The sequence below is a fragment of the Steroidobacter sp. genome (genome assembly GCF_016790065.1).
Taxonomy (GTDB): domain Bacteria; phylum Pseudomonadota; class Gammaproteobacteria; order Steroidobacterales; family Steroidobacteraceae; genus Steroidobacter.
On sequence record NZ_JAEUPY010000273.1, the window covers coordinates 1 to 11,554 of the forward strand.

Below are 11,554 nucleotides of genomic sequence, written 5' to 3' on the forward strand. Positions count from 1 at the left end.
GAACGACATCAACAACTACGTGTTCAGCGGCATCCAGGGCGCGTACCAGGCACCGACCACGGACAAGATCTGGAATTTCAGACTCGATGCCGCGCGTGAGCTCGACACCGGCTGGCTGAAGACGCTGAAAGTCGGCGTCGATCATGCCAAGCGGACCCTGGCCAACTCGCCGAACTGGTTGAACAACACCGCGGATGGCTTCGCGGCCGACATGAGCCCGTATGCGATGATCAATCGCAATCCCACGTTCTTCGATTCGTACAGCGGTGGAGCACAACCGCCGCGGAATTGGTTGACCGTGAATCTGGATAAGTTCTTCCACGACTATCCGATGGCGGCGTACATGGCGTCCCATCCAGCCGCGCAGCAGCTGACCAGTACGACGGAGGTCGAGGAGGAATCGACATCGCTGTACGCACGGCTCGACTTCACGCTGGCGGATGAGCGCTTGAAGGGCAACATCGGCGTGCGCGCTGTACGCACTGAAGCACTGTCTTCGGGTTACGTACCGCCTTCGAGCGCGTATCTGATTTACGGCTTGAACAACTCGCTGAGCTACAGCAGCGCGGATCTGTTGGGACAGGACTCGACGTACGATGACGTGTTGCCCAACTTCAACTTGAGTTATCAGTTGAACGACGACGTTGTGGTGCGCTTCGCGGCCGCACGCGTCATGCAACGACCAGACATGAATCTGCTGGCGGCGGCCAGCAATCCCAGCGCACCGACCCAACCGCCGCCGCAAGGCATCTGGCGCGGTACGCTGGCCAAGGGCAATCCCAATCTGAAACCGTATCTGGCCGATCAAGTCGATCTGTCGTTGGAATGGTATTTCGGCGACCGCAGCCTGCTGGCCATCGCGGGCTTCTACAAGGATGTGAAGAACCTGGTGGTCACGCGCTACACCGACGAGATTCATCAGATCCTGTTGGGTGGCAATCTGTTGGGCTCGGGCTACCAGATTGGCGACATCATCCCCATCACTTTGTCGGTGGCGCAGCCGGTGAACGCGCAGGCGACCACTTTGAAGGGCGTCGAGATCGGTTACCAGCAGCCGTTCTCGTTTCTGCCGGGAGTGCTGAGCGGCTTGGGCATGCAGGCCAACTACACCCACATCTGGTCCGGCAAAGTGACACTGAACGAACGCCAGGGGCCGTTGCCGCTCACGGGTGTTTCGGATGACTCATACAACCTCGGCTTGTACTACGACAACGGCGCGGTCGACGTGCACGCCGTTTATAACTATCGCAGCCAGTGGGTGGGCGACGCCGTCAGTAACTTCGGCGACGGCAGGTATGTGAAGGGCTACGGTCAATTGGACCTGTCCGCCAACTACAACTTCAGCGAGTCGCTGGCCTTCAACGCCTCGGTGGTCAACTTGACCGAAGAGGCCGAGGTCGAGGTCAACAAGTACGGCTTCAACCGTCTGTATCAGCTCACCGGGCGGCGCTATTACCTCGGCATGCGCTTCAAGTTCTGAAGACGAAGGCGAAAACATCATGCTTCGATCCGCGTTGTTGTCGTGCCTGTCTGTGAGTGTCTGTTGGTTGAGCGGCGCCAACGCCGATGTTCCCGCCCAGCCCTTGACTGTGGAGAGCGCTGCTGCGAGGGCAGCGCTCCCTTTGTATAAAGTGATTCCAGCGGCCAAGGATGCCGAGCTGACGCCGGCAGCGGCGGACACCGAGTCGCATCGTTCGTGGATGCGCTCGCATGCTGACGCTGGCGGCACGCGCTATTCGGCGTTGGATCAGATCCGGCGCGACAACGTTGCGAAGTTGCAGGTCGCGTGGACCTATCGTTCCGGCGACGGCTTGGCTGATGTCGCCGCCAATCCGGTGATTGCGAATGGCGTGATGTACGCGCCGACCACGGGCAAGCACATTGCGGCCGTCAATGCCGCAACCGGTGTGGAGCTGTGGCGTTTCAAACCCGAGACCAGTGGCTACTGGGGGCCGGCTTATCGAGGCTTGCTGTATTGGCCCGGCAAGAGCGGATCAAATCAGGGGGCAGTGGGACCGCGATTGTTCTTTGCTTCCGGCACGTGGGTGTATGCGCTGGATCCAAAGACGGGCAAGCCGATTGAAACCTTCGGTGTTGGCGGCAGAGTGCCGTCGACTGGAGGAGACGACGGTCCGCCGGTCGCGCCTGCGGTGTTCGAGGACATCCTGGTAGCGCCCAAAGCCAACGTGGTGGATGCGTTCAATGTGGTCACGGGCGCTCGGGTGTGGGACTTCAATCTCAACGCCGAGGCCTCCAAGTTCAAATACAACTGTTGGGCCGGCATGGTGCTCGATGCCAAGCGCGGCATCGCGTTCTTCCAAGTAGGCGATCCGCACCTGTTGATTCCGGAACTCACCAACCGCGAGGAACGCAATCTCTACTCCAACAGCATCGTCGCGTTGGATGCGCGCACCGGTCGTTTGCTTTGGTACTTCCAGGACATCGCACACAACATCTGGGATTTGGACATTTCCTCGCCACCCAATTTGGTGACGGTCACTCGCAATGGCAAGAAAGTGGACGCAGTGGCGCAGTTGACCAAACAAGGCAACACGCTGTTGCTGGATCGGACCACCGGCAAGCCGCTGTTTCCGTATCGTATGCGGCGCGCACCGACATCGACGATTCCCGGTGAACGCACCTGGCCGTATCAGCCGGATCTGGAATTGCCCCAACCGTTCTCGCGGCAAGAGTTCACGCTGGCCGACATCACTCAGCGCACGCCCAAGGCGAATGCATTCGTACGGGAGCAGGCGAGCCAAGCGGACTTCGGCTGGTTTCAGCCGTTCCGGGATGGACGGCCGTTGATTTTGTTCGGCATCGAAGGCGGCGCCGAGTGGACCGGTGCGTCGTTCGATCCAACCACCGGCTGGCTGTTCGTCAATGCCAACGAGATTCCTTGGATACTGACGCTCAAGAGCGGACACAAGGCTGCGGTTCGCGACCCGAACTCTCCGCCCACGGCCGGCGAGAAAGTATTTCTATCTCACTGCGCTGCCTGCCATGGCCAACAGCGCGAGGGTAAGGGCACCGCGCCGTCGCTGGTCAATCTGAAGGAACGAGTGCACGAGCAGTACTTCCCCGACATTGTCAGGAACGGGCAGGGCGGTATGCCGCCGCAAGTGTTGAGCGGTGAGGAATTCACTGCGGTGGCGGATTTCTTGTATGAGCGTGATCTGCCGCCCGCGCAGGATGGCGTTAAGGCGTCGGATCAGCCGAGCGAATATTCCCTCACCAAGTTCAGTCGCTTCATCGACGATGAGGGTTATCCCGCCAGCACGCCGCCCTGGGGCACGTTGAATGCCATCGATCTGAACACCGGCAAGATTGCCTGGAAAGTGCCGCTGGGCGAGTACGAAGAGCTGGCTCGCAAAGGCATTCCTAAAACCGGCACCGAGAACTACGCCGGGACCATTGTCACCGCCGGCGGCCTGGTGTTCGCGGCGGGCGCTCGCGACAGCAAGATCAGAGCGTTCGACAAGAGCAACGGCAAAGAGCTGTGGGAGCACAAGCTGCCGTTCATGGGCCTGGCCACTCCGGCGACCTACGAGGTCGATGGCCGTCAGTACGTCGTGATCGCAGCGACTGGCGGCGGCAAGTTGAGCGGCCCGCGCGGCGATGTCTATATCGCCTTTGCCCTGCCCCAAACAAGCAAGAAATGAAGTCATACATCGAGAGGATCGCTGTGATGGAAATGTCGCGTCGTCTGTTCTTGCAACAAAGTGCTGCCGCGATGCTCGCCGGCAGTGTCATCTCGACCCAGGCACTGGCGGCGGATGCGTCGACGTCGAAGCTCAAGATCGGCTTGCAGCTCTACACGGTCAACGCCGAGATGACCCAGGATTTGGAAGGCACGATCCGGAAGGTCGCCGCCATCGGTTACAAATATGTCGAGCTGCCGGGCACCTATGGCCGTAGCGCACGCGACTTACGCAAGTCGCTGGATGAGGCCGGGCTGATCTGCGAAAGCGGCATGTTTCCTTTGCAGGCACTCGAACCGAACGTGCCGACGCTGGTCGACAACCTGGCGCAATGCATCGAGTACGCCCAACAGATCGGTTGGAAGTATCTGGTCGTGCCGAACGTGCGTATTCCAGGTTTCGGCAAGCCTGGTTTCGACTTGAGCAAGTTGCGTGAAGCCTTCGACTCGCTGACGCTGGACGACATCAAGCGCGATGCCGAACTGCTCAATCGCATTGGCGAGCAGACGCGCAAGGCCGGTATTCAGCTCGCGTATCACAATCACAATGCCGAGTTCAAAAAGTTCAACGGCGTTCCCGGCTACGACGAGTTGCTGCGTGGGACTGACCCGAAGCTGGTGGCGATGGAGATGGACGTAGGTTGGGTGAAAGCCTCGGGCAATGATCCTGCGGCCTATCTGACCAAGTATCCCGGCAGATTCCAATTGCTACATATCAAGGATCTGAAACCGGTGGCTGCCAATACGTCGATGCAAATGACGTCGGTGGAGATCGGGCAGGGCGCGGTCGATTGGCCCAGTGTGTTCAAGGCCGCTCGCGCCACCGGCGTCAAGGCGGGATACGTGGAGCAGGAGCCGCCGTTCGTTCGCCCGGCGTTGGAGTCGGCCAAGCTCAGCTACAAATATCTGCAGACCCTCGATACATGAGCAGCGCAGTGGCTGGGAAGTTGTCTGGCAAGACAGCGTTTGTCACCGGTGCCGCACAAGGCATCGGGCGCAGTATCGCTGAGGCCTTGGCTCGAGAAGGAGCGGTGGTCGTGGCGGCGGACTTGCAGCCAGTGGCGCCAGATCAAGCAGCGACCCAGGGCATCCAGTGGCTGCAGCTGGATGTTACCGATCCAGAGGCGATGCGCCGGATCGCGGACCAACATCGTGATATCGGCGTGCTCGTCAACTGCGTGGGCATCGTGCCCACCGGCAGTGTGCTCGACACGAGTGCCGCGGTTCTTAGCAAATCGTTCGACGTGAACGTGGTGTCGATGTTCAACACCATCAGCGCGTTGTTGCCCTCGATGCTGGCAGCGGGAGAAGGTTCGATCGTCAATATCGCCTCCGTGGTGTCTTCGACCAAGGCAGTAGTGAATCGCTTCGCCTATGCCACGACCAAGGCTGCGGTCATCGGGCTGACCAAATCCGTGGCGCGCGATTTCATCGACCGTGGCATCCGTTGCAACTCGATATCTCCGGGCACGGTGATGACGCCGTCGTTGCAAGAGCGGATCGATCGGCAAGGCGACCCGAGTGCGCTCGGCGCTTTCCTGGCGCGTCAGCCCATGGGCCGATTCGGACGCAGCGAAGAGATTGCCGAGATCGCGGTGATGCTGGCCAGTGATGCGGCGAAGTTCATGACCGGCAGCGACATCATCGTGGATGGTGGGATGAGCTTGTGATTCAGGAGAGGAACAGCGATGCACCGGAGCCGCTGACGCTGACTTGGCCGGATGGATTGCAGGCGCGGATCGATCCCTTCGGTGCGTCGTTGTTGTCCTTGCGTGCGCCGGGGCCTGCTGGATACATCGATCTGATCCTGCCCACCGAGTCGACGCGCAGCTTCGATCCCGCCTATGTCGGTCGCCTGATTGGTCGTTACGCGAATCGGCTGGCTAACTCCAAGTTCGCTGTCGGTGGCCGGGTTTACAACGTGCTTCCCAACGATGGTCCGAATCATTTGCACGGCGGCTCGGCAGGTTTGCACTCCAGAGATTGGACGGTGCTGGATGTGGAGGACAGGGGAGCGCGTCGCGTCGTGCTTCGTTACTTCTCGCCCGACGGCGAGGGTGGCTATCCCGGCGCACTGGAAGTCACCGCAACTTATGAGCTCACGCCCAACGAACTGAGCGTGACGGTCGACGCTAGCAGCGACCGGCCGACGCCCGTCAGCTTCACCGTCCATCCGTATTTCAACTTGACCGGCGATCCCTCCAGCAATGTCGAGGATCATCAGGTTGCGATCAACGCCGCTCGCTTCCTGCCCATCGATGCGCACGGTATTCCGGAAGGCGCGCCGCGCCAGGTCGCGGGCACACCTTTCGATCTGCGGCAACGGACTCGAATTGGAGATCGCCTGCGTGCACCCGAGCCGCAGCTGCAAAGCGCTCGCGGATTCGATCACGCATTCATCCTTGATTCGGATCTGCCCCGTGACCAGCCTGCCGCGGAACTCACCTGTCCCGCGGGCAGGATAGCGATGCAACTGTTCACCAATCAGCCGGCGCTGCAGTTCTATACCGGTCAATCGCTGAGCCCGCCGTGGCGCGCCTACCAAGGGTTATGCCTGGAGCCCGAGCAGTTCCCGGATGCGCCCAATCGCCCGGATTTTCCCGGCACGATTCTGCAGGCGGGCGACCGGTTCCATTTCGCCGCCGCGTATCGCTTCAGGTCGCGATGACCGCGACAAAAGAATACGCAATGGCAAGCAACTGTGGCCTATCGATCCCCGGTCGGCACAAGTACCTTTTTTCGGCGCCCAAGCAGCGCTGACCTAGCAAAACGCTGACGTATCACTATGAGATTCTTTCGACACGGACCCAGGGGACAGGAGCGCGCCGGCATGGTGGACGCTCGCGGCGGCCATCGGGACCTCTCCGCACTGGTCCTCGACTTCGAAGCGCGGCATTTGGCCGACCACTTCGCGTCTTTCGCCGCCATCGATCCGGAGCGACTGCCGCTGGTGGCTGAGCAGACCCGCATCGGCGCGCCGGTGGCGGACGTCGGCAAGATCATCTGTATCGGACTCAACTATGCCGACCATGCTCGCGAGGCCGGCATGCAGCCGCCGACGGAGCCGGTGGTATTCATGAAGGCGACATCTACGATCGTGGGCCCCAACGACGACGTGCAGTTGCCGAAAAATTCCACCAAGAGCGACTGGGAAGTCGAACTCGGCGTCGTGATCGGACGCGAGGCGCGCTATGTGAGTGTCGAGCACGCTCTGAGCCATATCGCCGGCCTGTGCGTGATCAACGATCTGTCGGAGCGTGCGTTCCAGCTGGAACGCGGCGGGCAATGGGACAAGGGCAAGAGCTGCGACACCTTCGCGCCGATAGGGCCGTATCTGGTGACGTTGGACGAAATCGCCGATGTGGCGAATCTAGAATTGTGGTGTGACGTGAACGGCCAGCGTATGCAGGCCGGCAACACGCGCGACATGATTTTCAATGTGCCGTACTTGGTTCATTACGTCAGCCAGTTCATGAGTCTGCAGCCGGGCGACATCATCAGCACCGGTACACCCGCCGGCGTCGGAATGGCGCGCAAGCCGCCCGTGTGGCTGCAAGCGGGGGACGAAATGAGCTTGGGAATTTCAGGCTTGGGTCAGCAGCGGCAGCGCGTGCGCCCCCACGGTGGGAGTGCGAACCAGTGAGCGCAGTGTCGCGGCGTTTGGCGGTTGTCACCGGCGGTAGTACCGGGATTGGTCGTGCGATCGTGAACACGCTGGCTCGCGAGGGCTGGGACGTTGCTTTCAGTTACATCAGTCGGCCGCACGAGGCTGAGCAAACAGCCACCAGCGCGCGTGCTGCCGGAGCGGACGTGCTCTTCGCTCAATGCGATGTCGGCATCAAAGCCGATGTGGATGCGTTCTATGACCGAGTCGCCGCCTGGCGCGGAGCTCCGGACTTGCTGGTCAACAACGCCGGTGTGCAAACGTGGGCGCCCTTACTCGAACTCGAGGAAGACAGCTGGGATCGAGTCATTCGCACCAATCTGAAAGGCTGTTTTCTGAACACGCAGAACGTGGCGCGACGTTTGGTATCGGCCGGCAAGCCCGGCGCCATCGTGAACATCGGTTCCGGATGTAACAAGCTCGCGTTCCCGCGGTTGGTCGATTACACCGCGTCCAAAGGTGGCATCGAGCAGTTCACCAAGGTGGCCGCGATCGAACTCGGTCCGCATGCCATCCGTGTGAACTGCGTTGCGCCGGGCGCAATCGAAATCGAGCGCACGCAAGCGGAAGCGGGCGACTACGCAGGTACCTGGTCCGCGATCACGCCGCTACGACGCATCGGTCAGACCCAAGATGTGGCGGATGTGGTGCTGTACCTGGCGTCACCTGGCGCCTCTTTCATCACCGGTCAAACGCTTTGGGTGGACGGCGGAGTGTTTACGCAGGCCAATTGGCCCTATGAAAAGCCCGGCGCCTGATCAGTCGCGGCGCACGCGCTAGGAGATGACAAATGAGAACGATCAAAGGTCCGGGGATTTTTCTGGCGCAGTTCGCCGGTGACACGGCGCCGTTCAATACGCTGGATTCGATTGCGCGCTGGGCGGCAGATTTGGGTTTCATCGGAGTGCAGATTCCCACTTGGGACGCGCGGCTGTTCGATTTGAGCAAGGCGGCGGCCAGCAAGGGCTACTGCGAAGAGATTCAGGGCAAGCTTTCGGAGTTCGGTATCGCAGTGACTGAGCTGTCCACGCATTTGCAGGGTCAGCTGGTTGCTACTCATCCGGCCTATGATCTGGTGTTCGATGCGTTCGCGCCGCCGGCTCAGCAACGCAATCCTGTCGCTCGTCAGCAGTGGGCCGTGGAGCAATTGCTGCTCGCCGCTAAAGCCTCGAGAAATTTCGGTTTGAACGCGCATGCCACTTTCTCTGGGGCGCTAGCCTGGCCGTACTTTTATCCGTGGCCACCGCGGCCGCCCGGCTTGATCGAAACTGCTTTCAAGGAACTGGCGCGCCGCTGGCGGCCCATCCTGGATGCATTCGATGCCGCCGGCGTCGATCTGTGTTTCGAAATCCATCCGGGCGAAGACCTGCACGACGGCGCGACCTTCGAGATGTTTCTGGAGCAGGTCGACAATCATCCCCGCTGTAACATGCTGTACGATCCGAGCCATCTGCTGTTACAACACATCGACTACCTCGGCTACATCGACGTGTACCACGAGCGTATCAAGGCCTTTCATGTCAAGGATGCAGAGTTCAATATCTCGCCGAGACAGGGCGTCTACGGCGGCTATCAGTCCTGGGCTGCACGTGCCGGGCGCTTCCGTTCGCTCGGTGATGGACAGGTCGATTTCGGCGGCATATTTTCTCGGCTGACACGTCACGACTATGCCGGCTGGGCGGTACTCGAATGGGAATGCGCACTGAAGGATGCTGTGGTCGGTGCGACTGAGGGCGCGCCTTTCATACAACGGCACTTGATCAAAGTCGCCGCCAAGAGCTTCGATGATTTCGCCGACTCGAAAGTGGATCGAAGTTTGATCGACTCGGTACTGGGGTTGGGCTCACATGCGTAGACGATTACGACTCGGAATGGTGGGCGGTGGCCAGGGCGCTTTCATCGGTGCGGTCCATCGGATGGCCGCGAGGCTCGACGATCGGTTCGAGTTGGTCGCCGGCGCGTTCTCTTCAGACCCTGCTCGTGCGCATGCTAGCGCCGCCGAGTGTTATATCTCGCCCGAGCGCAGCTACGTGGATTACCAAACAATGGTGAGCCGCGAAGTGGCGCGAGCCGATCGAATCGATGCCGTGGCCATCGTGACGCCCAATCATTTGCATCATGGGCCGGCACGCGCTTTTCTCGATGCCGGCATACACGTGTTCTGCGAGAAGCCGATGACCGTCAGCGTTGCGGAAGCTGAGGACCTGGTCGCCGCGGCGGCTAGATCGAAGTGCGTGTTTGGGCTGGCTCACACCTACACGGGTTATCCGATGGTGCGTCAGGCGCGCGCCATGGTTCGCTCCGGAAAACTTGGCCCGATTCGAGTCGTGCAGGTGGAGTATCCGCAGGAGTGGCTCGCCACCGCGCTGGAGCAAACCGGTCAGAAGCAAGCGGCGTGGCGAACCGATCCAGCGCGAAGTGGCGCGGGCGGTTGTATCGGCGATATCGGAACCCATGCCTTCCAGCTTGCAGAGTTCGTAAGTGGTGAGCGATGTGAGTCCGTCGCAGCACAACTCTCCACGTTCGTGCCAGGACGCAGGCTCGATGACGATGCGCAGATGCTGCTGCGATTCACGAACGGAGCACGCGGCTCGTTGTGGGCGAGTCAAGTCGCCATCGGGCACGAGAACGGATTACGCCTGCGTGTTTATGGCGAGCGCGCGTCCCTCGAATGGGTCCAGGAACATCCCAATCAGTTGCGTCTGGCCGAGTTCGGCAAGGCCCCGCAGGTGCTCACTCGCGGCGGACATGAACTCGATGCGGCAGCATCGTTGGCGACGCGCGTTCCCAGCGGACATCCGGAAGGGTACATCGAGGCTTTTGCCCAGCTGTACAAAGATTTCGCAGCTCTGATCGAGGTGTCCAACGGTGCGGCCGGCAACAAGCTGGATCATCCGTTGCCCGATGCTGAACAGGGCTTGCGTGGCATGCGCTTTATCGCGGCTGCAATTTCTTCAAGCGGCGCCGGCTCGGCTTGGACCGAGTTAGGTTCCGCTTAGTCGCCGTTGCCCTGTCTACGATGGAGTGCTACTTTGGCGCATCTCGATCGGACGATGCCATATGAGAGTGCGTACTCCGCCAATTAGCGACGGGCGCGCATCGGAAGCGAAATCAGGCAAGCATGCCGCCGTCCATGCCTTGGACCCGCAGTTCGAAGCGGTGCAGGCCGATATGGAAAGCAGCTTTCGCTGCCTGCATTTCTTATCCGACGATCTGTCGAGCGATCACACCTGGCATTACCACCCGGAATTCGAACTCACCTGGCTGATTCATAGCCAGGGCACGCGCTTCGTTGGCGATAGCATCGAGCGCTACTGCCCCGGCGACCTGGTGTTGGTCGGGCCTCACTTGCCGCATTGCTGGCAGAACGATCGGCATGCGCCGAATCACGAGACTGCAGAGCTCATCGTGGTGCAGTTCTGGGAAAACTATCTCGGCGACCTGCTCAGCAAGCTGCCGGAAAGCAAAGGGATCATGCAGCTGTGCGAGGACGCGGCCTGCGGCCTGCATTTCTTCGGGCCGACGGTGCAGGCGGTCGGCCCGTTGCTGCATGCGTTGGTGGCGCAGAAGGGTTTGGATCGGCTGCTTCGCCTACTCGATATTTTGAATCTGTTGTCCAAGTCCAGCGACCGCCGGTTGCTCGCGGCCAAGGACTACCATCTCCAGAACGACATCACGCCAGTGAATCGGCATCGTATCGAGATCGTGCATCGTTACGTGCGCGAGCATCTCGATCTGGAGATCAGTCAGGCCGAGGTAGCCGAGCGCCTGGGGATGACGGCTTCGTCGTTCAGCCGTTTCTTTCGGGCTGCGACCGGGCGAAATTTCGTGGACTTCGTCAACATCCTACGCGTGCACAAAGCCTGCCGTTTACTCGGCAGCAACAGCACTGCCAGCATCACCGAGATTGCGATGGAGTGCGGCTATCGCAACCTGTCGAACTTCAATCGTCAGTTCCGCGCGCTCAAGCACATGAACCCCAGCGAGTATCGCGAGCGCACGCGTGTCCTCAACGAGCGCGCCATCGAATATCCGCCGCTCAAGGCCGTGTAACCAGCGCCGGACAAAAAAAGCGCACCGACGCGAAAACTCCGAGGTAGTGGCCGCAGGCTCGGAAGGCGCACCTTCCCATCCCAGTACTAGGGCACAAGGGAAGACATGAGCGATCCGTCCCGGAAACTTCGCAGCCG

Annotated in this window: 10 protein-coding genes; all 10 read left to right on the forward strand. The window is 60.6% G+C overall.

The features are described 5' to 3' along the window. Positions 1-1,480: TonB-dependent receptor (locus JNL55_RS11785; protein WP_293853023.1), on the forward strand; the 1,480-nt coding region annotated here is incomplete at its 5' end. Between the two features lie 19 nt (positions 1,481-1,499). Then, positions 1,500-3,662: a PQQ-binding-like beta-propeller repeat protein gene (locus tag JNL55_RS11790; RefSeq protein WP_293853024.1), complete on the forward strand. Its 2,163-nt coding sequence runs from the start codon at positions 1,500-1,502 to the stop codon at positions 3,660-3,662. After that, complete coding sequence (locus JNL55_RS11795) at positions 3,659-4,627, forward strand: sugar phosphate isomerase/epimerase family protein (RefSeq protein ID WP_293853025.1); 969 nt, start codon at positions 3,659-3,661, stop codon at positions 4,625-4,627. Before JNL55_RS11790 ends, JNL55_RS11795 begins: the two co-directional genes overlap by 4 nt. Beyond that, positions 4,624-5,370 carry an SDR family oxidoreductase gene (locus JNL55_RS11800; protein ID WP_293853026.1) on the forward strand — a complete coding sequence of 249 codons (747 nt, stop codon included), beginning with the start codon at positions 4,624-4,626 and terminating at the stop codon, positions 5,368-5,370. The genes JNL55_RS11795 and JNL55_RS11800 overlap by 4 nt, the downstream gene beginning before the upstream one ends. Continuing rightward, on the forward strand, positions 5,367-6,368 hold the full coding sequence (locus tag JNL55_RS11805) for an aldose epimerase family protein (protein ID WP_293853027.1): 1,002 nt from the start codon (positions 5,367-5,369) through the stop codon (positions 6,366-6,368). Before JNL55_RS11800 ends, JNL55_RS11805 begins: the two co-directional genes overlap by 4 nt. A 117-nt stretch (positions 6,369-6,485) precedes the next feature. Further along, on the forward strand, positions 6,486-7,343 hold the full coding sequence (locus JNL55_RS11810; RefSeq protein WP_293853028.1) for a fumarylacetoacetate hydrolase family protein: 858 nt from the start codon (positions 6,486-6,488) through the stop codon (positions 7,341-7,343). 5 nt (positions 7,344-7,348) lie between these two features. Further along, positions 7,349-8,122: an SDR family NAD(P)-dependent oxidoreductase gene (locus tag JNL55_RS11815; protein WP_415923059.1), complete on the forward strand. Its 774-nt coding sequence runs from the start codon at positions 7,349-7,351 to the stop codon at positions 8,120-8,122. Between the two features lie 32 nt (positions 8,123-8,154). Beyond that, on the forward strand, positions 8,155-9,219 hold the full coding sequence (locus tag JNL55_RS11820) for a sugar phosphate isomerase/epimerase family protein (protein ID WP_293853030.1): 1,065 nt from the start codon (positions 8,155-8,157) through the stop codon (positions 9,217-9,219). Continuing rightward, positions 9,212-10,363, forward strand: coding sequence for a Gfo/Idh/MocA family protein (locus JNL55_RS11825; protein ID WP_293853031.1), 1,152 nt, complete (start codon positions 9,212-9,214; stop codon positions 10,361-10,363). The genes JNL55_RS11820 and JNL55_RS11825 overlap by 8 nt, the downstream gene beginning before the upstream one ends. A 61-nt stretch (positions 10,364-10,424) precedes the next feature. Beyond that, positions 10,425-11,417: an AraC family transcriptional regulator gene (locus tag JNL55_RS11830; protein ID WP_293853032.1), complete on the forward strand. Its 993-nt coding sequence runs from the start codon at positions 10,425-10,427 to the stop codon at positions 11,415-11,417. Positions 11,418-11,554: the final 137 nt, after the last annotated feature.